Origin of the sequence: Paenibacillus swuensis (genome assembly GCF_001644605.1) — a bacterium.
Classification (GTDB): Bacteria; Bacillota; Bacilli; order Paenibacillales; family DY6; genus Paenibacillus_N; species Paenibacillus_N swuensis.
Map to the genome: position 1 here is coordinate 3,255,641 of NZ_CP011388.1, position 24,878 is coordinate 3,280,518.

25 protein-coding genes are annotated in these 24,878 nt (G+C 51.0%); all 25 read left to right on the forward strand.

Annotated features, from left to right (window positions below; all coding sequences use genetic code 11):
* Positions 1-20 precede the first annotated feature (20 nt).
* Positions 21-1,559 carry a phytoene desaturase family protein gene (locus tag SY83_RS14300; protein WP_082882545.1) on the forward strand — a complete coding sequence of 513 codons (1,539 nt, stop codon included), beginning with the start codon at positions 21-23 and terminating at the stop codon, positions 1,557-1,559.
* The gene (locus tag SY83_RS14305) at positions 1,556-3,028 is read left to right on the forward strand and encodes a phytoene desaturase family protein (RefSeq protein ID WP_068607606.1); all 1,473 of its coding nucleotides are present in this window, start codon (positions 1,556-1,558) and stop codon (positions 3,026-3,028) included. The genes SY83_RS14300 and SY83_RS14305 overlap by 4 nt, the downstream gene beginning before the upstream one ends.
* Positions 3,016-3,891: a phytoene/squalene synthase family protein gene (locus SY83_RS14310; protein ID WP_068607608.1), complete on the forward strand. Its 876-nt coding sequence runs from the start codon at positions 3,016-3,018 to the stop codon at positions 3,889-3,891. Before SY83_RS14305 ends, SY83_RS14310 begins: the two co-directional genes overlap by 13 nt.
* Complete coding sequence (locus SY83_RS14315) at positions 3,888-4,634, forward strand: carotenoid biosynthesis protein (protein ID WP_068607610.1); 747 nt, start codon at positions 3,888-3,890, stop codon at positions 4,632-4,634. Before SY83_RS14310 ends, SY83_RS14315 begins: the two co-directional genes overlap by 4 nt.
* A complete protein-coding gene (locus SY83_RS14320) occupies positions 4,600-5,355 on the forward strand; it encodes a lysophospholipid acyltransferase family protein (RefSeq protein WP_068607612.1) in 756 nt (251 codons plus the stop codon). The genes SY83_RS14315 and SY83_RS14320 overlap by 35 nt, the downstream gene beginning before the upstream one ends.
* A complete protein-coding gene (locus SY83_RS14325; protein ID WP_068607613.1) occupies positions 5,331-6,488 on the forward strand; it encodes a glycosyltransferase family 2 protein in 1,158 nt (385 codons plus the stop codon). Before SY83_RS14320 ends, SY83_RS14325 begins: the two co-directional genes overlap by 25 nt.
* Entirely contained in the window at positions 6,485-7,993 is a 1,509-nt protein-coding gene (locus SY83_RS14330; RefSeq protein ID WP_068607615.1) for a phytoene desaturase family protein, read from the forward strand. The genes SY83_RS14325 and SY83_RS14330 overlap by 4 nt, the downstream gene beginning before the upstream one ends.
* Positions 7,994-8,020: 27 nt before the next feature.
* Complete coding sequence (gene fni, locus SY83_RS14335) at positions 8,021-9,106, forward strand: type 2 isopentenyl-diphosphate Delta-isomerase (protein WP_068607617.1); 1,086 nt, start codon at positions 8,021-8,023, stop codon at positions 9,104-9,106.
* Between the two features lie 297 nt (positions 9,107-9,403).
* Positions 9,404-10,300, forward strand: coding sequence for a DUF421 domain-containing protein (locus tag SY83_RS14340; RefSeq protein WP_197479864.1), 897 nt, complete (start codon positions 9,404-9,406; stop codon positions 10,298-10,300).
* A 16-nt stretch (positions 10,301-10,316) separates the two neighbouring features.
* Positions 10,317-10,787, forward strand: a complete 471-nt coding sequence (gene spoVAC, locus SY83_RS14345; RefSeq protein WP_068607620.1) for a stage V sporulation protein AC — start codon at positions 10,317-10,319, stop codon at positions 10,785-10,787.
* Positions 10,784-11,800: a stage V sporulation protein AD gene (gene spoVAD / locus SY83_RS14350; protein WP_068607622.1), complete on the forward strand. Its 1,017-nt coding sequence runs from the start codon at positions 10,784-10,786 to the stop codon at positions 11,798-11,800. Before spoVAC ends, spoVAD begins: the two co-directional genes overlap by 4 nt.
* Positions 11,800-12,150, forward strand: a complete 351-nt coding sequence (gene spoVAE / locus SY83_RS14355) for a stage V sporulation protein AE (protein ID WP_068607625.1) — start codon at positions 11,800-11,802, stop codon at positions 12,148-12,150. Before spoVAD ends, spoVAE begins: the two co-directional genes overlap by 1 nt.
* Before the next feature lie 155 nt (positions 12,151-12,305).
* Entirely contained in the window at positions 12,306-13,265 is a 960-nt protein-coding gene (locus SY83_RS14360) for an AAA family ATPase (RefSeq protein WP_068607627.1), read from the forward strand.
* A gap of 1 nt (position 13,266) precedes the next feature.
* On the forward strand, positions 13,267-14,478 hold the full coding sequence (locus SY83_RS14365) for a DUF58 domain-containing protein (protein WP_068607629.1): 1,212 nt from the start codon (positions 13,267-13,269) through the stop codon (positions 14,476-14,478).
* Complete coding sequence (locus SY83_RS14370) at positions 14,475-16,760, forward strand: transglutaminase TgpA family protein (RefSeq protein WP_082882546.1); 2,286 nt, start codon at positions 14,475-14,477, stop codon at positions 16,758-16,760. Before SY83_RS14365 ends, SY83_RS14370 begins: the two co-directional genes overlap by 4 nt.
* 137 nt (positions 16,761-16,897) lie before the next feature.
* Positions 16,898-17,215 carry a hypothetical protein gene (locus SY83_RS14375; protein ID WP_068607631.1) on the forward strand — a complete coding sequence of 106 codons (318 nt, stop codon included), beginning with the start codon at positions 16,898-16,900 and terminating at the stop codon, positions 17,213-17,215.
* 1,022 nt (positions 17,216-18,237) lie between these two features.
* Positions 18,238-18,762, forward strand: coding sequence for a YqeG family HAD IIIA-type phosphatase (locus SY83_RS14380; protein WP_068607633.1), 525 nt, complete (start codon positions 18,238-18,240; stop codon positions 18,760-18,762).
* The gene (gene yqeH, locus SY83_RS14385; RefSeq protein ID WP_068607635.1) at positions 18,762-19,889 is read left to right on the forward strand and encodes a ribosome biogenesis GTPase YqeH; all 1,128 of its coding nucleotides are present in this window, start codon (positions 18,762-18,764) and stop codon (positions 19,887-19,889) included. The genes SY83_RS14380 and yqeH overlap by 1 nt, the downstream gene beginning before the upstream one ends.
* Positions 19,890-19,951: 62 nt before the next feature.
* On the forward strand, positions 19,952-20,797 hold the full coding sequence (gene aroE, locus SY83_RS14390; protein WP_082882764.1) for a shikimate dehydrogenase: 846 nt from the start codon (positions 19,952-19,954) through the stop codon (positions 20,795-20,797).
* A gap of 24 nt (positions 20,798-20,821) precedes the next feature.
* Positions 20,822-21,127, forward strand: a complete 306-nt coding sequence (gene yhbY, locus SY83_RS14395) for a ribosome assembly RNA-binding protein YhbY (RefSeq protein ID WP_068607639.1) — start codon at positions 20,822-20,824, stop codon at positions 21,125-21,127.
* 16 nt (positions 21,128-21,143) lie between these two features.
* Positions 21,144-21,728 (forward strand): nicotinate-nucleotide adenylyltransferase, encoded by a 585-nt coding sequence (locus tag SY83_RS14400; RefSeq protein WP_068607642.1) that lies wholly within the window; start codon positions 21,144-21,146, stop codon positions 21,726-21,728.
* Positions 21,721-22,308: a bis(5'-nucleosyl)-tetraphosphatase (symmetrical) YqeK gene (gene yqeK / locus SY83_RS14405; protein WP_082882548.1), complete on the forward strand. Its 588-nt coding sequence runs from the start codon at positions 21,721-21,723 to the stop codon at positions 22,306-22,308. The genes SY83_RS14400 and yqeK overlap by 8 nt, the downstream gene beginning before the upstream one ends.
* A gap of 2 nt (positions 22,309-22,310) precedes the next feature.
* Positions 22,311-22,658: a ribosome silencing factor gene (rsfS, locus tag SY83_RS14410; RefSeq protein ID WP_068607644.1), complete on the forward strand. Its 348-nt coding sequence runs from the start codon at positions 22,311-22,313 to the stop codon at positions 22,656-22,658.
* Positions 22,655-23,587: a CvfB family protein gene (locus SY83_RS14415; protein WP_068607646.1), complete on the forward strand. Its 933-nt coding sequence runs from the start codon at positions 22,655-22,657 to the stop codon at positions 23,585-23,587. The genes rsfS and SY83_RS14415 overlap by 4 nt, the downstream gene beginning before the upstream one ends.
* A gap of 90 nt (positions 23,588-23,677) precedes the next feature.
* Positions 23,678-24,487, forward strand: a complete 810-nt coding sequence (locus SY83_RS14420) for a class I SAM-dependent DNA methyltransferase (protein ID WP_068607648.1) — start codon at positions 23,678-23,680, stop codon at positions 24,485-24,487.
* The last annotated feature ends 391 nt before the right edge of the window (positions 24,488-24,878 follow it).

Consider the following 24,878-nt stretch of genomic DNA (forward strand, 5'->3'; position numbering starts at 1 on the left):
ATCTTCAGGAGGTGGCACAGGTGAGGAAGCGTGTAGCGATTGTCGGAGCCGGACCCGGAGGCTTGGCATCAGGAATGTTGCTGGCTTCGGCGGGATATCAGGTTACGGTCGCGGAGAAGCAACCGCATGTTGGCGGTCGATGTTCCCGGTTGACGTTAGGAGATTACTCGTTTGACATGGGTCCTACGTTTCTGATGATGCCCGATCTGTTGCGAGAGCTATTCCAGTCCGTAGGGCGAAATTTAGACGATTACATAACGATGATGCCGGTTGATCCGCTATATCGGCTTAAATTCGGAGAAACGGAATTTACCCCGACGATGAATCGTCAAGAAACCAAAGAACGGATCGAGGCATTGTTTCCGGGAAACGGCGCAGGGTATGAACGTTTTCTTCGGGAAGAGGAACTGAAATTTAATAAAGTCATGCCGCTGTTGCAACAACCCTTTACCCGACTCAGCGATTATCTGAAAGGCAATGTTTTTGCCGCTTTGCCAAAGCTGCATCTGATGGATACGGTTCACAGCCGGTTGTCCAAATATTTCACCGATGAACGTTTAATAACCGCTTTCTCTTTTCAAGCCAAATACTTGGGCATGTCGCCGTGGGATTGTCCCGGTACGTTTACGATTCTATCTTATCTGGAGCACGCCTATGGATTATTTCATCCGATTGGCGGGGTAAACCGCATTTGTCATGCTATGGCGGAGATTATTAAAGAATACGGCGGCGAAGTGATGCTGGATGCCGGCGTTGAAGAAATTGTCGTCAGGAACGGGAAAGCAACGGGGATACGTCTTGAGAACGGAAAGACCGTGGATGCGGATGATGTTGTAATCAATGCGGATTTCGGAACAGCCGTAACGCAATTATTTGCCCCTGGTGTCATTCGTAAATACGGAACCCAATCGCTTGCGAAGAAGAAGTGGTCATGCTCCACATTTATGATGTATTTGGGGATTGACGGCGAGGTTGATTTACCGCATCATAACATCTATTTTGCAGGCGATTACAGAACGAATGTAGAAGATATAACCAGGACGAAGATTCTATCAACAGACCCATCGATTTATGTGCATAATCCAGGCAGGCTTGATTCGACGTTAGCTCCGGCCGGCAAGACAGCGCTCTATGTGCTGTTGCCTACGCCAAACTTGACAGGGCCTGTGGAATGGGATCAAGTCAAGAATAAGTTGAGAGAGCAGGTTCTTCTAAGATTGGAACAGGAACCCGAGCTTCGGGGGCTTTCTTCGAGAATCGAAGTGGAGAAGATCATTACGCCCCAACAATGGCAGGACGACGTGCATGTATATAAAGGGGCTACCTTCAATCTTGCTCACACGCTGGATCAGATGATGTATTTGCGGCCTCATAACCGATTCGAGGAAGTGGACCGCTGCTGGCTGGTCGGCGGAGGAACGCATCCCGGCAGCGGTTTGCCAACGATTCTGGAATCCGCCAAAATCAGCTCCGGTATGCTCATGGAACGGGATCTTAAATCAGGATACCGGGCGACGACGGCGGTACCGGGCATGGCTAAAGGAGGGCGCATAGGATGAGCACGGCTATTATCGGAGGCGGCGTTGGCGGACTGACAACGGCGCTCCTTCTGTCCGCCAGTGGTGAAGAGGTTACGATATATGAACGCGGCAATCGTCTGGGCGGAAGGTTGGCTTATGAATCGAACGGCACCTATCGAATTGACCAAGGTCCAACCATTGTGCTTTTGCCGGAGATGTTGCTTGAAATCCTGGAAGAAGCCGGTATTTCGCGGGACCGAATTCCATTAATCCCTTGCGACCCGATGTATCGTATTCATTACGCGGACGGCACCTCTTTTGACAAATATAGTGATCCGAAGAAACAACAAGATGAAATTGAAAGCAAGTTCCCGGGCGAGTCCGGTGCCTTTCTTCGTTATATGGAAACGATGAAAGAACTGTTTATTCACGGGAAAGAAGCCTTTCTTGAAAGGGCTTTTCTGAAGAAATCACACTTTTTCACTTTCAAAAACGTCCGGCTTCTCCATAAGATGAGAGTTCATAAGAGTGTGCGTGCGCTGGCGGCAGAGTTCTATAAAGATTCACGGTTGGTAGACGCGTTCTCGCTACAAACCTTATACATTGGGGGGGCTCCTTTTCAATCGCCCGCATTGTATTCTCTGATTCCTTATGCGGAGCATGCGTACGGCATCTGGTACGTTAAGGGAGGATACGCAAGCCTCGTCGACCTGTTGGAAGAAGAGCTTGTGCGAAGAGGAGTGCATATTCGGCTTCAATCGGAGATTACGAGCATTAAAGTAGAGCATCAACGTTGTGAAGGGGTCGTACTTTCGGACGGTTCGGAACATGCGCATTTTCAGGTAGTCTACAACGGCGATTTTCCCCACTTGATGTCGTTGTTGCCAAACGTGACCAAGAGAATGAAACCGAAGCCGCGTTATATTCCGTCATCCGGCTGCGTTCTGGTCTACCTGGGCCTGGACAAACGATGGGAGGAAGCGCCTGCCCATCAATTTGTGCTCCCGCCTTCGCTTACGGATTCGTTACGGGCCGTGTTCGAAGAGGGACGCATTCCGAACGAGCCTTCATTCTACATGTTCAACCCGACCGCGTTGGATGATGGTGCGGCGCCTGAGGGTGAGAGTGTCATGTATATGCTGATTCCGGTTCCTCCAGCAGTCAGCGGAGTACACTGGGATGAAGAAGTGCCTGCGTTGGTGGATCGGGTACTTCAACTGGCAGAGGAAAGATTGTTTCCGGGACTCCGGGAAGCGATTGTCTGGCAACAAGTACGGACGCCGATCGACGCGGTAAGGGAAGGACTCTATGGCGGGGGAAGCTTTGGGCTTGCGCCGCTGCTGAGCCAATCCGGCGTTTTTCGGCCACAATTCGCACCCTTGCCGATTCAAGGATTATATACGGTGGGAGCATCGGTCCATCCGGGCGGAGGCATCCCTATTGTTATGCAAGGAGCCAAATTATTGACCTCCCATTTGGAAAAGGAGAGAAAAGCATGGAACGCCTGATATTTTTGCGGGAGTGCGAGAAAGTCATTCAAGCGAATTCGGAAACATTCTACAAAGCATTCGGCTTCTTGCCTAGCCCCAAGAAGGAAGCCGTTCATGTTATTTACGCGTTTTGCCGGTTGATTGATGATTCCGTAGATGAGCCGGAAACCTCGCCGTTCACGCTAGATGAACTGGAACAAGGTTTCGACCGTCTGGACCAAGCGGAAGGTCATTTTATTTGGGATGCGCTTCGCTGGTTGTTTCGCGAATTTCCGCAGCTGGATTCAGGACCCTTCCACCGGCAAATGGCGGGACAACGGGGAGATTTAACTTTTGAGTCGTTCGAGACGATGGGAGAGTTAGAGGAATATTGCTATAAGGTGGCGGGTACCGTCGGCGAGATGCTGCTCCCGGTGCTGCATGATTGTCCCGATGCGAGGATCGCTGAATCCGGCGTGTATCTGGGGAAGGCGATGCAAATCGCCAATATCGTGCGTGACGTAGGCGAGGATGTCCGCAGAGGGCGCCGCTATATTCCGTCCGAGTTAATGCGTAAACACAATTACTCATTAGAGGAGTTCGCGGCAGGGAAAGTCAACCCGGCTTGGGTTCGGTTAATTGAGGATCTCAGCGAACGTTCCAGACTTTGGTTCCGGATCGGTCTTCGGGATATCGATACGTACCCGAAGAGCAGCGCCTTCTGCGTTTCTCTCGCAGCCAAATATTATCAAGCCATTTTGGACGCGGTTCAAGCCAAAGGTTATGATTCCTTCCGTCACCGGGCTGTAGTCAGTAACAAAACCAAGATCGGTATCTTTCTTGCGCTGAAGACGGACGGCGTCGACGCCTCAAAATCAGATGAAAGCTGGGACGTCTCATGACCAACCGTAAGCTGTTTTGGGGATGGTATGCCATTGGACTGGGCTTAATGTTGTTCTACCATGTACCGGGGCCGCTACAGTTTGCTAACGGCCTGTTTCTGCTTTTCTACGCAGCTTACGCGCTTTGGATCGGCAAGGATTATTATAGTACGCATCCCTTTATGGGATGGAGAATCGTGGCTTTGATTGTGCTTACTTACGCCTTGGAATATTGCGGCACGGTAACCGGGTTCCCCTTCGGGCCATATGAGTACACCCCGTTGCTCGGATTCGCGCCTGTTAAAGTACCCATCGCGATTTCAAGCGCCTGGGTAGGGGTGATGGCCAGCGCATTGGCGCTTTCCCGTGCCCGCAGCGTAGCCATGAGGGCTGTGGAAGTAGGTGTTTATGCCGTCTTGTTCGATCTGGTGCTTGATCCTGTCGCGGCCGCGCGGGGCTTCTGGAATTGGCAGACCGAAGGCTGGTCATGGGTGTATTACGGGGTTCCCCTTCAGAACTTCGCAGGATGGTTTGCGGCCGCGGCACTGCTTTCTCTCCTATTTCCCATGAAGCGCAGGAACGACTTCACGACTTCCTCTAAGCGGGAGGCGCTTCGTTTATATCAAGCCATGCTGCTCATGTTTGGCTTGCTGGCTATGAAGGAAGGTATGTTGTTACCGGGAGCGTTGTCGGTCGTGTTTTGTCTGGTTGCGGAAGGGGTACAGCAATATGGTTATTCAAGCTCAAAAAAGCAAGCGGTTTAACGCCATTTTTCGAAGGTATAATGAGTGGTATTTGCTGCGAAGACACTTTCACTCTTTCCATGTCAGGGGACAGGCGGATCCCCTTCGGTCGGGTCCGGTCCTGTATGTGATGAACCACAGTTCCTGGTGGGACGGTTTGCTGGCTTACCATGCCGAGCAGACTCTATCTGAGCGGGATCATTACATTATGATGGATGAGAAACAATTACAGAAATTTCGTTTTTTTTGCAAAATCGGCGCCTTTTCCATCGATAAATCGTCGGCTGCCGGAACCGTGCAGTCGCTTAAATACGCTTTAAAACTTTTACAACAAGGCCGCTCGGTTTGGATTTTCCCGCAAGGCGACATCAAACATCAGGAATTGCGGCCGTTGGAGCTTCATTCAGGCGCGGGGTATATGCTGGAACGTTGTCCGGATACAACCGTCATTCCGGTAACGTTATATTACACATTAGGTTTGCATCAAAAAGCGGAAGCATCCATGATGTTCGGTGAGGCATTGAATCATTCATGGGCTGAGCTTGGGCGAAAAGCCGCCATGAGCTTCATTCAAGAGAAACTGGAGGAGCAACTCGACAGGCACAAAAGCTGGATTGTGCAGGATCATCTGCAGGAGCTTGCCTTATTTCGTCCTTATCTTGGTACCGGAAAATCAACGAGTGACCGTTTTGAACACTTTGGGAAGTGGGTGTCGAGATGGAATCCTTTCTCTGGGTCATAACCGCACTATTAACAGTTCAATTGATGTTCGTCATATGGAACACGGCTCAATTTCCTAAGGCGGTCCTTCCGGACTCGAATAGTCCTGTGCAAACCGTTCACTCCGGGCAGGAGAGGATGACTAAAGTTTCGATATTAATTCCGGCCAGGGATGAGGAACGGAACATCGATTCATGTTTACGTTCCGTATCTCAACAACGAGCGGAAGGATTGGATTATGAAATTATTGTTCTTAATGACCGATCCTCGGACAAAACAGGTACGATTGCCGAGGAATACGCGAGAAAGTTTTCCCGAATCCGGGTGTTGGAAGGACGGGAGCCCGCGGCTGGTTGGACGGGGAAGTCTTACGCCTGCCATCAGTTAGCGGAAGAGGCTACGGGGGACATCCTGTTCTTTATGGACGCGGATGCGAGATTAGAGCCGGGTGCTTTATCCGCGCTCACGGCATTCGCAACCCGTCAAGGCAGCGGTATCGTGTCCGGGTTTCCCCGTCAGGAAACTGAAACACTCATCGAGAAGTTGGTGGTGCCCATGATGATGTACACCATCTCTTGTCACCTGCCTGTCGCCCTTGTTCACGGGACGCATGATCCGAAATTCGCCGCCGCACATGGAGCGGCTTTACTTATTCATAGGGACACGTATAGAGATATAGGCGGTCATGCGGCTGTCCGGAGCGACTTGGTCGACGATATGGCTATAGTTCGCAAGGCCAAAGAGGGCAAACATCCGGTGTCTTTAATCGAGATGTATTCGTGGGTAAGGATGCGCATGTATCGGAACGGATCGGAAGTATGGAACGGATATAAGAAGAACCTGTTTCCGGGTGTAGGCCGCAACCCAGTGATTATGGCCGGTATTTTAAGCATATATACGATCCTGTATCTCGTCCCGCCACTGATGCTTCTTCCGGCCTTGTTCTTTGCGAACGATTGGATTATCCCGGCAATTCTCTCGAGCGTACTCGCAATGTTGACCAAAAGTTATTCCGACCGCAAGAACGGTTTATCCGGGTATTTGGGATTGGCTATTGCTTTGAGTGCGGGAATACTGATCTGTATTGCCCTCGACTCCTGGCTTAGCAGCGGTTCAGGCAAAGGTTATGAGTGGAAGGGGCGGAGGTACCTATGAAGTATTCCTCAGACTCAAGAGTGGCAATTATCGGCGGGGGCCTTGGCGGTTTGGCATGCGCCATTCGATTGGCCGCATCGGGTTGCAAGGTCACCGTCTGTGAGCAGCAGCCCGAGCTTGGCGGAAAATTGCAGCGTGTACAGGATGCGGGTTATCGGTTTGACCGCGGACCCAGCACAATTACGATGTTGGATTCATTTCGCAGTGTATTTACATCCGCAGGGAAGCAAATGGACGAATATTTGACCTTTTATCCCATTCATCCGTTAACTCGCAACGTATTTGCTGACGGAAGCGTAGTGGATCTGGTGCAAGACCGAGGAGTCATGGAGGAGCAGATTGCCGCATATAGTCCCGAAGACGCCTTGCGATATCGCGGCTTTATGAAGGAGGCCGGCGAATTATACCGGATCGGCGAACAACAATTCATGAGCAAGCTGCTCGTGGACTGGAAGGACAAACTGAGCCTGCCGCTCGCGGCAAGTCTATTTCGTATACGTCCTTTTACTTCGTTACAATCATTGCTGAGCCGATATTTCCGGCACCCGAATACGCTTGCTCTATTCGGTCGTTATGCTACCTATGTGGGTTCTTCTCCCTATCAGGCACCTTCAATTTTCACGATGCTCGCATCCCTAGAAGCGGATCGAGGCATCTACGGGGTTTATGGAGGGACCTACGAAATTGTACGCGCGTTTGCGCGGTTAGCGACGGAGCTGGGTGTCGAGATTCTAACGGATACCAAGGTTCATCGTATTATTGTGGCTGCAGGGCGGGTTACCGGTCTTGAAACAAATCGCGGGGAAATTCAATCGGACATTGTAGTTGCCAATGGGGATGTTCTTTCCATTTCTGAGCATTTGTTGTCTCCGGCGGAACGCCCTTCCATGACTGACAACCGGATTAACAAATATGAGCCCTCCCTGTCAGGTTTCGTAACGCTTCTTGGCATTCAAGATAAGGACCCGCATCTCCGTCATCATACCGTATTTTACCCTGAAGATTATGAAGCGGAATTCGAAGATATTTTCAAGCGCCGGGTTGCGCCCCGCAAGCCAACCTTATATATTTGTTGTACATCGGAAACGGAGACAGATACCGCTCCCGAGGGACACAGCTCCTTGTTCGTGTTAGCCAATGCGCCTTATCTCAGCGACCAATGGAACTGGGAGCGGGAGAAATCGGCTTACGGCGACCTTATCGTTGAGCGGCTGGAGCGTGCGTGCGGACTGCGGGACCTCGCGTCCCGCACACATTTGCGAATGCACTATACACCGCAGGATCTGCATCGAGACACTTCGGCTCACCGGGGCGCGATCTATGGAATCTCCTCTAACGGTTCCGCGCAGACTTTCACCAGGCCCTCTAACCGATCAAAGGATGTTCGAGGCTTATGGTTTGTCGGCGGAACGACCCATCCCGGCGGGGGAACACCGGTGGTTACGGCATCGGGCCGCATGGTGGCTGAACGTATTTTGCGTGATGAAATAGGGTGGAACCACTAAACAAAACATACGGAATTAGGTGCGGATATGACTTACACAACGCCTGACCCAGCAGAAGCATTAAGGTTGCTCGGGGAAGGAACCGAGAGACGGAAATCACAACACATCGAAATATGCCTCAACGAGGATGTACAAGGCCGGAACATCACCACAGGCTTGGAACGATATCGCTTCGTTCATAACCCTTTGCCGGAGTTGGCGTTCAGCGCTATTTCAACAGAAACGTCCTTCCTTGGAAGGGCGATGCGAGCTCCGCTGGTGGTCTCCTCCATGACGGGAGGAACGAAGCGGGCTGAACGGATTAACCGCGCCTTAGCGGAAGCGGCGCAGCACCGCGGCTGGGCCATGGGTGTTGGCTCTGTCCGGGCGGCGGTGGAAAATCAGCAATTGGCGGACACATTTCGTGTTCGCGAATATGCTCCCGATATCCCGATTTTCTCCAACGTCGGCGCGGTGCAGTTAAACTACGGCTTCGGCGCGGAGGAGGCCAGGCGTGCGGTTGACCTCGTTCACGCCGATGGATTGGTGCTGCATTTGAATTCCATGCAGGAAGTGTTCCAGCCGGAAGGCGATACGGATTTCAGCGGCTTGCTTCGCCGGATCGACCGCCTCTGCTCCGTGCTGGAGGTGCCTGTCGGCGTCAAGGAGGTTGGCTGGGGCATCGACGGCGCGACGGCGCTGAAGCTGCTGGGCGCCGGCGTCCGGTTTATCGACGCGGCGGGCGCCGGCGGCACCTCCTGGAGCCAGGTCGAGAAGCATCGCTCGGGCGATCCGCTCCGGCAAGCGGCGGCGGAAGCGTTCGCCGGCTGGGGCATCCCCACCGCCGAGAGCGTCCGCGCCGTGCGTGCGGCGGTGCCGCAGGGCACGTTGATCGCGAGCGGCGGGCTCGCCACAGGCGTGGATGCCGCCAAGTCCATCGCGCTGGGCGCTGATTTGGCGGGCTTTGGCCGTCAGCTGCTGGCGGATGCGGACGGTCCGGATGCGACAGAGCGGCTCGTACGTCGTTTCGAGCAGACCGAGCTGGAGCTGCGAATCGCGATGTTCGGCATCGGCGTAAGCTGCCTGAAGGATCTGCGCGGGACGGAACGACTCGTGGCTATCGCGGAAAGATAGGCGGATGTACGCGTTACAGGGCGAGGGCGGAAGCATACACTATCTTAAATCCGAATGGATAGGAGCCTAACGCGTATGACTATGAAACACGAGACGCCTGTGGTCGTCATCCTGGTGCTATTCATCCTGTTAATTATGTTGTTGCTCGTTTTCGGTATATAAACCGTAAATAAACCGTAGTTGAAGGCCATGCCGTTAAGGTATGGCTCTTTTTCATGTTCACCTGTAACATTATTCATAACATTACGCTTGATGGCAAATACTGAAGAGACAGTTATCTGAAAGGAAGTTCTGATGGTGTCAGATGAGCTGAATATTTTGATTCGGGCATTGGGATCCATCTTCTCATTGTTTATACTTACCCGGATTCTAGGCAAAAAACAGATTTCACAGCTGACCTTCTTCGAGTACATTACCGGAATCGCTTTAGGCGAATTAGCGGGCATTATGTCTACCGACTTGGAATTTTCTTATGTCCACGGGTTCATCGCTTTAAGTGTTTGGGCATTTGTTCCATTAGCTGTAGAGTTGTTAGCACTGAGAAGCAAAACGGTGCGCAATCTGCTTGAAGGACAAAGCAGGGTATTCATCCGAAACGGTGTGATCCTGAAAGAAAATCTGAAGAAAGAGCGATATAGCAGTGATGAATTATTGGAGCAGCTGAGGAAGAAAAGTGTGTTTAACGTAGCTGATGTGGAGTTTGCGTTGCTGGAGACCAGCGGCGAATTTAATATTTTGCTCAAAAAAGAGCATCAGACTCTCACCCCCCATATGTTGGGAATGCATGTCCAGCCGGAGCAAGAACCTCAAACCGTCATTATGGATGGTCAAATTTTAAGGAAAACTTTGGCTCCGAGGGGAATTACCGAAGAGTGGCTTCTGGGGGAGCTGGATCGTCGTAAAGTATCTAAGGAACAGGTCTATCTTGGACAATTGAATGCCAACAACCGGCTGTATCTCGATTTATATCATATGAAACCGGATGAAAGTATGGGGGAACTTCCTCAGGTTCGGTTACTGCATGAGCTGCGGTCCTGTACGGAGGCCGTAAACGCGTATTTAACCGATGCGGGTCAGGGACCGGTCAACGAGGAGTTGCTCCAATTCAGGAGGCAGACCGAGCAATGTATCAAGCTTCTGTTGCGTGATGATCATTCCGAAATATCGGAACAAGGGGAATCATCAGAACCTTAAGGAAAGCAGGTGAATCATGTCATTTGCAGATAGTAAAGAACAGAAGGATTACCAGAAGTTCGCCAAAGACAGGGAGCCTTCCCGGCCGGTGGTTCGAAACTGTATCATTGCCTTCTTCGTCGGAGGTATCATTTGCGTATTCGGACAACTGTTAATGGAAATGTACCAACATTGGTTTGGCATGAGTGAGGAAGACGCAGGGAGTCCTACCGTGGCTACGTTAATTCTCATTTCCGTTCTTCTTACAGGATTTGGGGTGTACGACAAAATCGCGCAATGGGCAGGTGCGGGTACGGGCGTTCCCGTTACAGGCTTCGCCAATGCGATGAGTTCCGCAGCCATTGAACATCGCAGTGAAGGACTGGTGCTTGGTGTAGGGGGAAATATGTTCAAGCTGGCAGGTTCCGTCATTGTGTTCGGCACGGTGGCAGCGTTCTTCATTGCTTTAATTTACCTGATCTTCGGGATTGAGGTGAAGCATACATGACTCTGGCAGGCAAGCAATCCTGGATGTTCCCCAACCGTCCTGTAATCGTATCTTCCAGCGCGGTTGTCGGGCCTGATGAAGGCAAAGGACCGCTCGCGGAGGACTTTGATTATATTCAGGATGAGCTTCGTATGGAGAAGAAGAGCTGGGAAACGACTGAGAGACTCTTGCTTGAGAAAGCGGCAGAGATCGCGGTCTCCAAGGCGGGGCTCACCAATGAGGACATCCAGTTCTATATCGGCGGGGATCTGATGAACCAGATTATATCCAACAGCTTCGCCGCGCGTACGATGTCGATCCCCTATTTAGGCGTGTTCGGAGCTTGTTCCACCTCCATGGAAAGTCTGGCCTTGGCAGCGCAGTTTGTCGATAGCGGCGCGGCGCGGCATGTGCTTGCGGGAACGTGCAGCCATAACAGCACGGCTGAGAAGCAGTTTCGTTATCCGACGGAGTACGGCTCCCAGAAACCGCCAACGGCGCAATACACGGTAACCGGAGCCGGCGCGGCGATTGTCGCAAGGGAAGGCGAAGGACCTGTTATAACAGCCGCCACCATCGGTAAGGTGGTGGATATGGGCATAACCGATCCGTTTAACATGGGTGCGGCTATGGCGCCTGCCGCTGTGGACACCATTACTGCTCATTTCCGTGATACCGGTCGAACTCCGGCTTACTATGATCTCATTGTAACCGGAGATTTGGCTAAAGTGGGACATCGAATCGCTTCGGATTTATTTATAGATCAGGGCGTGCCGATGCATGAGACGATTTTCAATGATTGCGGTCTGATGGTGTTTGACGTTGAGATGCAAGCGGTGCAAGCCGGCGGCAGCGGTTGCGGTTGTTCCGCGGTTGTGACCTACGGCCACATCCTGAAACGGTTACGTTCCGGAGATCTCAAGCGGGTGCTGGTCGTCGCCACAGGAGCCCTGCTATCTCCCATTTCCGTTCAACAAAAAGAAACGATTCCTTGTATTGCCCATGCTGTAGCTTTGGAAAGCGGGGTGCATTAATGCAATTTCTGTGGGCTTTCTTGGTGGGCGGCGCCATATGCGTCATCGGTCAGCTTCTCATGGATGTGTTCAAACGAACACCGGGTCATGCCATGAGTATTCTCGTTGTAGCCGGAGCTGTAGTGGACGGATTAGGTTGGTACGAGCCTCTCGTTAAATTTGCGGGAGCCGGGGCAACAGTCCCAATTACAAGCTTCGGAAACGCGCTGGTGCACGGAGCGATTACGGAGCTTAACGAAAGCGGATGGATTGGTGTCATTACCGGGATATTCAAAATTACGAGCGGGGGTATTTCTTCCGCGATTATCTTCTCCTTCCTGGCGGCGTTGGTATTTAAACCGAAAGGCTGAAACCTTTTGCAACCCAATACGTTAATAATATATGGCCTTCCGGTCTGCGGAGGGTCTTTTTTTCGTCATACAGATTTTCACAAATTTTCTTGTAAATGATTTATAATAGTTGCATATGAAACGAATACACTATCTTCCCTGGAGGGACTGTCGTTATGGAATCATCTTATATGGAGAATTATGCAATTCTGCGTAACATTCGCAACGTATTACAAACTTGTATTCTTGGCAAAACCGATGAAATCAACATGATGCTGACCGCTTTGCTGGCCGGCGGGCATGTCTTGTTAGAAGATGTGCCTGGCACAGGTAAGACGGTGCTGGTGAAAGCGTTGGCCAAATCAATTCAAGGGCAATTCAGACGGATTCAATGTAACCCCGATCTGCTTCCTACCGATATTACAGGCGTTTCCATATATCATCCAAAGCAAGAAACGTTCATTTTCCGGGCGGGCCCGGTCATGACCAACATTCTACTGGCGGACGAAATTAACCGGGCGACAACGAAAACCCAATCGGCCTTGTTGGAATCGATGGAGGAGCATAGTGTAACGGTCGATGGCGAGACCTATGAATTGCCTAAGCCGTTCCTATTGTTCGCTACACAAAATCCGATTGATTTCGAGGGGACGTACGCATTGCCCGAGGCGCAACTGGATCGGTTTATGGTGAAGCTCAGCTTGGGCTATCCCGATGCCGCTTCCGAGCTCAAGATGCTTCAATCCCAGCAGCAAACCCATCCCCTGGATCTGGTTAAGGCGGTTACAGACGCTCAGCGTGTGCGTGAAATGCAGGAACAGGTGAAGTCGGTGCATTTGGATGACGCCGTAGCGGATTATCTTGTGGCTGTCACACGCAGGACCAGGGAGCATCCTTCGGTATTGCTGGGAGCCAGCCCGCGGGCAACCATCGCCCTGTTTCATGCCGTGAAGGCGTATGCTTATATACACGAGAGAACCTTCGTGCTGCCCGATGATATTAAGGCGCTGACCCCTTACGTGTTGGGGCATCGCCTCATGTTGCATACCGAAGCGCGAATTAACGGCGCAACCGTGGACTCGGTACTGCAGTCGATCCTGGAACAGGTTAAGGTGCCTGTAAGATTGGAGCGATAGTATGAGCGCGCGTTATTCGGCCAAGTTCTGGGCGGCCGGGATTTGCCTGCTGTCCAGCCTGCTCTTCGTTCTGTTGCAGGGCGGCAAAGTTTCATCCATGCTCTTTATCGTATTATGCGTATTGATGGCCTATATCGCATTGGGGCGGTTTAGCGGCATCCAATCCGTTCAAGGCAAACGGACGGTAACCGGAGCGGGGCATGAACCGGTTGCTGCAGGGACCCAAGTGGAAATCAAACTGCAGGTTCATGTGCCCGGGTATTGGCCGATTCCTTACGTACTGCTCAAAGACAAGCTTCTCCGGCAAAATGGGGATGAATGGATCTTCGAGAACGCGGCCGCCATGGATTGGAAGCGAAACGGAGAGATTGCGTACCGTACGCCCCCGCTGTTGCGCGGCCGTTACAGCTATATGAATACCGAATGTGTCGTCAAGGATGTCTTCGGGTTGTTTTCTCATGAAGGACTTCTGCCTTCGGAACAGCAGTTCAGCGTTCTTCCCCAAACGGTTCATATTAAAGAATGGCGGAGTCTGGACCGGGCTGTGCGCGGACATCTGCAGCATTCTGCCGCGACTAGGGCGGTGAGGGAGACAACACAAATTAACGGTGTGCGTGAATATATATACGGGGATAAGCTTTCCCGAATTCACTGGAATGCTACGGCCAAGACAGGCACGTGGAAATCCAAAGAGTTTGAAAGGGAAGCTCGCCCGAGAACGGTGTTGGTGTTGGATCGAAGCCATAGTTCCTATACCGGCACGGATACTTTCGAGCTTGCCGTATCCGTGGCCGCATCCATTGTGGACTACAGCGCGCAGAAGGATTTGTCCGTAGGACTGATTTCAGCCGGAAAGAGCGCCACCATTGTGGAACCGAAGCAGAGCAAGGGTATTCACCGCTCGCTGAATGATCACCTGATCGGTGTGGAGGCGGATGGTGTCCAGCTGTTAAGTACGGTGCTGAAAGAACGGTTAACCCAGGAATTTCGCGGGAGCTTCGTTGTAATCATCTCGCCTGTGCAATCCCAGCACATGCTGGATACACTGAGCTGGCTGGAACAACGCCAGATGATTCCATGTCATATTCATGTCGGAGAAGAGATGTTCTCCAAGGAGGCTTGGCATAACATGCTGAGACGCTCTGGGTTCAGTTCGTACTCCATTCGCACCTTAGGAGATTTACCCGGAGCCTTGGGAGGTGGGGGAATATGATTCCGACCAGAAAGAATCGCAAATCAAGCGCAGGATTGTCAACATCCGTTACGGGCATAGCTTCAGTCAAGGAAGAGAAGCGCTCTTGGCCGCATCAATTAAATGCTTTGTTTATCGGCTTGATTCTTGTGCAATTTATTATTTGGTTCGATGAGTATTGGCTGAAAGATACCGTTTACCTTTCTTTCTTCGCGATCGGACTTACGCTAGTGCTGGAACTCTTAACCCTTGTGCCGGCACCTGTCAGGGTGTTGTTGCAATTGGTCGGTATTATCGCCGCTCATTTTATATGGCTGGAGGGCTTCCTGCCCTGGAGCTATGTCGCAGACGGTATGGCGGGCAGGATGGAGCTTTTGCAATATAATTTAGGCATTATGGATCCCTTTATCTGGTATGTATTGGCGGTTTGGGCAATCTATGGTTCATTGCTGCGGGGATTAACTACTCAGTATAGGTTATTTTGTTTTATCTTGTTCAGTTTGTTCGCTTTTGCCATCATGGACTCTTTTTCCCCGCTGCAGTTATGGGATCAGATCGCGATCGTGCTGGGCTCGGGGCTGTGCATGTTAATAGTCAGACATTATGCGGATTTGCAAAAGAAGCATCCTGTGTCTTGGCAAGCCATGTTGCGTAAACCTATGAGAATTTTGCTGCCGATTGTGCTTACGGGCGTTATCGTACTGAGTGCGGGATTCGCGGCTCCCACGTTGAGTCCGGTACTCACCGATCCCTATACAGCGTGGCAACATGCTAAAGGGGAACCCGTAGGCGGCAGCGGTAAAACGGAAGGCAGCAACCCGGATTCGAAGGTGAGCGAAACAACGAAGAAGTCCAACACCAAGTCCGGCTACAGCCGAAATGACGAGAAACTGGGCGGCGGCTTCGACTATAGCTTTGAACCGGTCATGACGGTGACCTCCTCCGCCAAGAGTTACTGGCGCGGGGAGACAAAGTCGAATTACACCGGTAAAGGCTGGAAGAAGGGCAGTGATGAGGGGGACAGGGACTTAACTGGTTTCAACACTGAGCTTCCCAAATACAGCGGATTCAATGCTTCCAAACTGGAGACGGAAGAGGTTGTTCAACGCTTTGCTATGCTGAAGCCGCATAAGCCTATATTATTCGGGGCGAAGGGCTTGGAGCGGATGGTAGATGAAGATACGTCCGTTACCAGTAAAGAAAACCTTAGGATTACCTGGATTCCCCGCGAAGAGGAGCTTCGCTGGTATGCGCCGGGTTACCCAGCTTCATATGAAGTGGTTTCCCAGGTGCCGATTATCGATGAGGCGGCGCTCCGGAAAGTTCCTTTCCTGACCAACCCCGGGGAGGAGTTGCAGCCGTACTTGGAACTGCCCCGCATCCTGCCGGACCGGGTCGACAAGTTGGCAAAGGAAATCGTCAAAGATGCGAAGAATCCCTATGACCAAGCGAAAGCTATCGAAACGTATTTGAGCATAACGTATGCTTATAATCCTAAACCGGATGTAGCAAAAGCGAAAAGTTATGATTTCGTGGATGGATTCCTTTTTGAAATGAAAGAAGGGTATTGCGATTATTTCTCCACGGCGATGGCGGTTCTGTCCCGCTCGGTCGGTTTACCCGCTCGTTGGGTAAAGGGCTACGCGTCGGGGACCACCCCGATCGAGAGCTATGACATCAGAGGTACGGTTCCCCCTGAGGCGTTAGCGGATGTTGACGGGGAACGCGAATATACGGTGCGGAACTCGGACGCGCATTCTTGGGTGGAGATTTACCTGGAAGGCTATGGATGGATTCCGTTCGAGCCGACAGCCGGCTTCTCCATGCCGCTTCCGATGCCGGAGGAAACGGCCGTAACGCCGGAAGTTGAGGAAACACCGGAGGCTGTAACGCCGGTTGTTGAAGAAACTTCCGCTTGGCCGAAAGCCGCATGGATCAGTGTGGCGGCGCTGCTGCTCTTGCTGGCGCTGGCCGGCGCGGCCGCCTATTTCTACCGCGATGCCATTGCGGAGAAGCTTGGCGCTAAGCGCGGACCTGCGCAGGATCGGGCCAACCAGCGCGTGGTGGCCGAGTTCGAGCGCTACCTCCGCTTCGCGAGGAGGAAGGGCTACCCGCGCGGGGAACATGAAACCGCGCGTGAGACGGTTGCGCGCTGGAGCCGCGAGTACAGCTGGCTCGAGAAGGACTTGCTCGCGCTGTTGCCTTTATTCGAGAAGGCAAAGTATAGTCCCGCGGTGCTTTCCGACGAAGAACTGCATGCAGCCTTGGGCTCCATCCAGTCTTTACGGACCGCGATGAAATAACCTTCCACATACAATCTAGGCAAATAAGTAACGATTTTCTCTAATGTGTCCCCGGCGGAGTGCAGGAGAGAAAATCGTTACTTTATTTTTTCTAAATCACATATATTCTTAGTAATCGTTTAGTCAGGAGTGATGTAATGAGTATTTTGTTAAGGGGAACAGGTGTAATTTTAATTATTATAGGTATAATTACCGGATTCCAGCAGGATTCCACCATGGCTGCCTTGTTTTCTATATTTATCGGAATCAGCTCAGGCGTACTCTTCTTTGCCGTGGGCCGTATCTTGGATATCGCTGAGGCTTTATATGAATCGCATTTTGTGCCCCCGTTGTCTCAATCTTTGCGTGAACAGTCATCCCGCACAGCCTCATTGGGAACCTCCCGCGCCAAACTGGACTCTCTCAAAGATTTCAAGATGAAGTCCGGTGATTCTGAGAATCATAAGGGTGACTAGGATAGGAAGGGATTGGGGCGCTCCTACGTACATCGGAGATGCCGTTGTGTCAGCCGCATTCCTTCTGATTGTAACCATTCTAATAAATGCGATTACTGTGATCAGATCGCGACAGAACAGTAAAATAATAGGATGGAGGAATGATTAACATTGCCAGTAACTGTTCAGTACTTTAAGTAAAATGACATAATACAGATGCACATTTGACTTGAGTAGGGAAGTATCGCCTCCGGATGGAGGTGATGCGTATGACGTTTACTTACTCGGAAGTGATGATGTTGGGGATGTTCATTCTCGCGTTATTAACATACTTGAAGAAACGAAAATAGTCCGCTCCGGTTGGCCCCTGCGCGGACTATCACTGACATGGATGGAGGTTCCCGCTCACAATTGTGTCGGGGGAGTGGTGTGGGCCACTCTCTCCTACTTCTATACTTATCATATCACCACAATTATATGCTTGTAAATCAGGGGGAGTCGCTTAGGTTTTCTTTAATATGCCCAATATAAGAGAAATATTCATGGGTGTACCTAAAATGCTCCGGTAACTTCGGTTCCAAGGTAGTTACCCAAGTTCCGGAGTATACATTTCCTTCCCCAGAAAAAGCCCATCGATCTAGAGATGGGCTCTTTCCCTACCCCACAAACTTACGGAAGATTATAAAGTCACTCTATCCTGAAAGTAGAATAGAAGAGGGAACGGGGGTGAGGTGGAAAGTTTAAGCAGTTTCTTCCGATGCCAGCTTTCTTACGAAAGCTCTTAGCCTTTGACTTCGTGTTCCAACGACCTAACCTAATCCAAGGAACATGAAGTCAAGAGCGGTTGTAACCACACCCCCTTCCCTCCCCATGCGCCAGATGAACTCCCATGTCACTTTAATCTTTAATCTTTAATCTTTAATCTCCTTTACATTCTTTCCATCCATGAAGTATGATGATGTTTTCGACATCGTCCGCTTTTTGCATGAAAATGGGCTGATATGGTATTATCTGACGTAAGACAAACCCCAGAGGTGACGACATTGTTTGAACGGCTTTTACCGCATTTGAGCGTGAAATCCATTTATGATATCGATTTGGACTCCCTGATCAAGCAAGGGATTAAAGGCATTATTACCGACTTGGACAACACGCTGGTAGGCGCCCGGGATCCGTTAGCCACTCCCGAATTGGTGGAATGGCTCGCAGGTCTGAAGCGGTTAGGCTTCAAAGTGACGATTGTATCCAATAACTCGCACGGTCGCGTGCATGCGTTCTCAAGTCCGTTGGACATTCCGTTTATCCATGCCGCCCGCAAGCCATCCACGCGTGCTTTCCGTAAAGCGCTGCAATTGATGGAGCTGGAACCTGGGCAAACTGTCGTTATCGGCGATCAGATGCTAACAGATGTGCTGGGAGGCAAAAGAATTGGCATGTACACCATTCTCGTGGCACCCATTTCGCTGCCGGATGAAGGCTTTTTCACCAAAGTATTTAATCGAAATATTGAACGTCTCGCACTATCCAATCTAAGCAAAAAAGGTAAAAACCCCAGGGAGGGCCATTAATGGCAACTAGAGAAGGACAAAATACCGCCACATCCTGTTCGGGATGCGGTGTTAAATTACAAACAACGGATGCTTCCAAGCTTGGTTACATACCGGAGCAGGCGCTGGATCGTGAGCCGGTCATCTGCCAACGCTGTTTTAGAATCAAAAATTACAATGAAGCGGCAAACATCACCTTGGATCAAGGGGAGTTTCTGAAGATCCTCGGCCATGTCGCGGAGAAACAGGCGCTGGTCGTTAATATTGTGGATATTTTTGATTTTGAAGGCAGCATAGTCGGGGGGTTACAGCGCTTTATCGGAAACAATCCCGTCGTTCTGGCTGTGAACAAAATTGATTTGCTGCCCCGCGGTATGAACATGAACCGAATTGTGAACTGGGTGCGCAAGCAGGCCAAGGAGCAAGGGCTGAAAGTTGTCGATATCGTCCTTTGCAGCGCCAAACGAAATATGGGCTTTGACAAGGTAATTGAAGTGCTCGACACACACCGTCAGGGCAGGGATGTGTATGTAGTGGGCGCTACGAATGTCGGGAAATCCACGCTGATTAACCGTTTGATTCAAGGTTACAGTGACTTAGACGCGGAGCTGACCACATCGCGGTATCCGGGCACCACATTGGATCTGGTGGAAATTCCGCTGGATGACGGCAAACATATCATTGATACGCCTGGGATCGTGTATACCTCCCGTATGACGGAATTGGTCTCGCGTAAGGATTTGGGCACCATTATGCCGGACAAGCCCATCAAACCGATTGTGTTTCAGTTAAATGAAGAACAGTCCTTGTTCTTCGGAGCTTTGGCGCGCTTCGATTTCTTGAAAGGCGAGCGTCAGTCGTTTACTTGTTATGTATCCAATGCGTTGCAAATTCATCGTACAAAGCTTGAGAAAGCGGATGAACTTTACGCCAATCATGCGGGAGTCATGTTGCAGCCGCCGTCCAAGGATGAGCTGGAAGACCTGCCGAAATGGACGAAGCACCAAATTCGCGTGCCTAAGGGCAGTGAGTCGGACATTTTCATTTCGGGCATCGGCTGGATTCGGGTGAACAGTGATTTGGGAGCATTACTTGAAGTGCATGCGCCGAAAGGGATTAAAGTGCTTTTGAGGGACGCATTGATTTAGTGTAGTTTGCTTCAAGCACAAGGGGGAGCGTTTCAGTGATGTTAAATGGGGATCAAGGGAGAATGGACAGCAATACAGTGTTATATGGCGTATTCGGCGATCCGGTGCGTCATTCCCGCTCGCCGCTCATGTTGAATTGCGCCTTTCGGGAAACGGGCGTTAACGGAGCATACGCTGCGTTTCATGTAAAGCCGGATGAACTTGAAGCCGCGGTATTAGGAATTCGGGCTCTCGGTTTTCGTGGGGTTAATGTGACCATCCCGCATAAGGTGAATGTCATGGCTTATCTGGACGAAATTGATGAAGGCGCCCGTTTTATCGGGGCCGTCAATACCATAGTGAACGAAAGCGGACGTTTGATTGGATATAATACCGATGGAATCGGCTATGTTCGTTCCTTGAAAGAGGAAACGGGAATCCGTCTTGAGGGTTCCAACATTGTAATTATCGGTGCCGGCGGCGCGGCAAAAGGCGTTGCATACGCGTTGGCCAAGGAAAATCCCCGGCATATGTATATCGTAAACCGTACAGCCGATAAAGCCGCTCAACTGGCCCAGAACTTGTATCCCCTTGTTTCCTCCGAAGGAATGGGATTAGATCAATTAGAAAACATTAAAGGAAAGATCGATCTTGTCGTAAACACGACTTCCGTAGGTATGCATCCGAATCTGGACGAAGTTCCGATCGCTTTGGATTGGCTGCAAGAAGGAATGACGGTCAGCGACCTGATTTACAATCCTTTGGAAACGCGATGGTTAAGGGAAGCGAAGGCCGCAGGTTGTCGAACGCATGGCGGACTGGGCATGTTTATTTATCAGGGGGCCTGCGCTTTTGAATACTGGACGGGCAAGAAGGCGCCGGTGGAAGCGATGCGAGACATTGTATTAACTTCCCTTAGCCGTTCATGAAAATAGAAGAATTGGGGTAATTACATGTTAACAGGTAAACAGAAACGTTTTTTGAGAGCGGAAGCGCATCACTTAACACCTACTTTTCAAGTAGGTAAAGAAGGGGTCAACGACCAGCTCATTAAACATATTGTGGAAGCGATTGAAAAGCGCGAGCTTATGAAAATCAACATTTTGCAAACATGCGCGGATGACCGGGATGAGATCGCACAGCAATTGGCTGAAGGATCGGATTCTGAATTGGTTCAAGTTATCGGACGCACCATCGTTCTATATAAGGAATCCAAGGATCACAAAAAGCTGGAATTGCCAAGAGCGAGCAGATTATAAGCCGGAGGTACGTATGATGCGCATCGGGATTATGGGCGGTACGTTTAATCCGATTCATCTCGGCCACTTGATTGCGGCGCAGCGAGCTTGTGAAGGGATGGAGTTGGATCAGATTTGGTTCATGCCGACACATACCCCGCCTCACAAACCCGCGCCTGCGGGAACGACTCCGGAACAAAGACGGGATATGGTTCAGTTAGCCGTTTCAGGCTCGAATCGGTTCTGTGTCTCGGATGCGGAGTTGCGCCGGGAGGGTGTTTCCTATTCATATGACACCGTGTGCCGACTGCAGCAAGACCATCCCGATGACCGGTTCTATTACATTGTTGGGGCGGATATGATACAGTTTTTGCCCAAATGGTACCGGATTGACGAGTTGGCAACCCGCATCGGATTTATCGGACTTCAGCGTAAAGGATATTCCGCTTCGCTTGAGGCGTTGCCGGAGAACATTCGCGCTGCGGTTACTTTGGTGCCGATGCCTGTTATTGAGCTATCATCCACGGAGATTCGGGAGCGACGCGCAAAGGGGAAGCCGGTGACCTATCTGGTACCGGCAAACGTGGAGCGTTATATGGAGGAGAATGGGTTGTATGCATAGCATCACACGGGAAGCAATGATGAAAGCGGTTGAAGGCGCGATGCCTCTGAAACGGTGGAAACATACGTTGGGCGTCATGGAAACGGCCGTCACTTTGGCCCAGAGGTTTGGCGGTGATCCGCATAAGGCGGATTTAGCAGCATTGTTGCATGATTATGCCAAATATTGGCCGACAGACCGAATGGAAGCCGTTATCCGCGAACAAGGCTTGCCGCACGAACTGTTGGAATTTGATAAAGAACTTTGGCATGCACCGGTAGGGGCTTACGCGGTACAGCGCGATTTTGGCATTGAGGATGAAGAAGTGTTGGACGCGATACGCTACCATACCTCCGGACGGGCGGATATGACGTTGCTGGACCGGATTGTCTGTCTTGCGGACTATATGGAGCCCGGGCGGGATTTTCCGGGAGTGGACCGCATTCGGGAGCTGGCTGAGGAGAATTTAAACCTCGCTTTAGTCGCGGGATTTGATTCGACGATCGGGTTGCTGGTGTCCAAAAATAAGCGTATTTTACCATCAACCGTTGAAGCTCGAAACTCATTAATTACAGAAGTAAGAACATCTAAGGAGGAATAGGCATGGCAGCAACTTCAGAACAATTACTCGAAGCTGTGGTAAGAGCGGCGGAAGATAAAAAAGCAATGAATGTCGTTGCGTTAAACTTGGAGGGCATTTCCTTGGTCGCGGACTATTTCGTCATTTGCCACGGGAATTCCGACACGCAAGTAAACGCGATTACTACGGAAATCAAGAAGCAAGCCGACAGTGTCGGGGTAGCTTTGCGCGGCGTTGAAGGTACGGATACAGGTCGTTGGGTGCTGATTGATCTGGGCGACGTGGTTGTCCATGTGTTCCACCGGGATGAGCGTGAATACTACAACATCGAGCGTCTCTGGTCAGATGCGAAGGTGGTTGAGCTCGCATGAGTCTGACAGCAGGCACAATCGTTAAGCTAAAGGTGAACCGTGAGGTTTCACCTTTCGGTTTTTTTGTGGGGGACGGCGAAGAGGAACTGCTCATGCCTTACTCTGATGCGAATACGAAAGTTCGGGTAGGCGACAATGTTGAAGTTTTCATCCACCACGATACCGATGACCGGATGATGGCAACGATGCGCAGACCCGTGCTTACGCTGGGAGAGATGGCGCTGCTGCAAGTAGCTGACATTCATCCGCGGCTAGGCTGCTTCCTTGAGATGGGGTTGGGCCGTCAGATGCTTCTGCCTAACCGACAGCTGCCGGAGTTGCATGAGCTGCGCCCGCTTATCGGGGACCATGTCTATGCCGTCATGGGGCATGACAAGCAAGGGCGCTTGCTAGCCAAGCTAGCAACCGAGGACGAGCTGATAGAGCGCTGCTTTCACGCGCCTTCCTCGTGGAAGGGCCAATGGATGGAGGCTGTCGTGTACAAGCCTCTGCAGATGGGCACTTTCGTCGTCGTGGAAGGCGGCGTGCTTGGTTTTGGCGCGATCGGCATGATTCATGCCTCGGAGCGTGTAGGTTTACCGCGCCTCGGTGAGCGCGTGAAGGTGCGTGTTGCCTTTATTCGTGAGGACGGACGCGTGAACCTATCGATGAAGCAGCCGAAGGAAGTCGGCCGGGATGATGACGCGGAGCTTCTGCTCGCGTTCATCAAGGAGCGTCCGAACGGCGGCATGCCGTATTCCGACGCAACGGCGGCGGATTTGATCCAGACGCGCTTCGGTATAAGCAAGTCGGCTTTTAAGCGGGCCGTAGGGAAGCTGATGAAGGAAGGCTTGGTATATCAGGAGGGCAGCTGGACGTACTTAACAGCGAACCGGGAGCAAGCCGGGCAGGGAGCGAATCAGGAACCGGGCGAGAGTGAGCAGGAGTAGAGAGTAGCGTAAAAGAGATGCAAATGAAAGAAAATTCTTTCCTTAATCGTATACTGGTTTCAGCAAATCATGGAAAGGAAGTGCCTCCCGATGTCTTATGGCCAATTCGCCTATGTTTACGACCGGCTTATGGAGGATATGCCTTATCCGGAATGGGTCGAATGGGCGCAGACTTGCTGGACACGTCAGTTGTCGGATTTGCTCGGTCATGTCGAAGGACAACCCCATGTGAACTTTTCTCATTCTGTTATCCCCAAACACGTCGTAGATTTGGGATGCGGAACAGGTAGTGTCACGATTCCTTTGGCTAAAGCCGGCTATCGCATAACAGGTATTGACCTGTCCGAAGATATGTTGGCCGTGGCCGGTCACAAACAGTTGGAACAAGGCATCCCCTCTGAACAGATTCGCTGGTTGCAACAAGATATGAGGGAGTGGAAGCTGGCTGAACCTGTTGATGCCGTCATTTCTTTTTGCGACTGCCTCAACTATCTGCTTGAAGAGGAAGATGTGGTTTCTGCTTTTCGCCAATCCTATGAAGGTCTGAAAGAAGGCGGGATGTTCCTGTTTGATGTGCATCATCCGAACCAGCTTCGCCGATATTATGAGAGTCAGCCGTTTATGCTCAATCTGGAGGATGTCGCTTATATTTGGACTTGCGATTACTTGGAAGATTTGATGCAGATTGAGCATGAGCTTACCATTTTTGCGGAGGAACCGGGTTCATCGGGGTTATTTAGGCGTGTGGATGAGGTTCATACCCAGCGCGCATATGCCTTGAAATGGTTGGAGCTGCAGTTAAAAGAAGCGGGCTTTCGCGAGGTGCGGATGTATGCGGATTTCAAGTTTGAGGCGCCTACGGAGGAATCGGATCGAGTGTTCTTTGTGGCAGTCAAGTGAGCAGCTTGACATGGACTTGTATTATTACATATAATTTGTAATATCTGTTTGAATAGTCAGGCGTTGATGAGGAGCCCGAGTTTCGTCACCATCTTCAGAGAAGCGGTGTATTGGTGTAAGCCGCTGTTGGTCGAAGCAGGATCTCGCCTCGGAGTCTTACGGCCCAAAGTTTGCGTATACACGCAAATAGATAAGCCGGAACGTTTCACCCGCGTTAAGGGTTAGAGTGAGTAGGGGCAAAGAATGCCTTCTGCTAACTAGGGTGGTACCACGGGAATCAAACCTCGTCCCTAGCGATTACGCTAGGGGCAGAGGTTTTTTTGTTTGGAAACGAAGCAAAACTCAGCTTATGCTTACGAAGTCAGTTTTGCTAAAGCAAAACTCAGCTTAT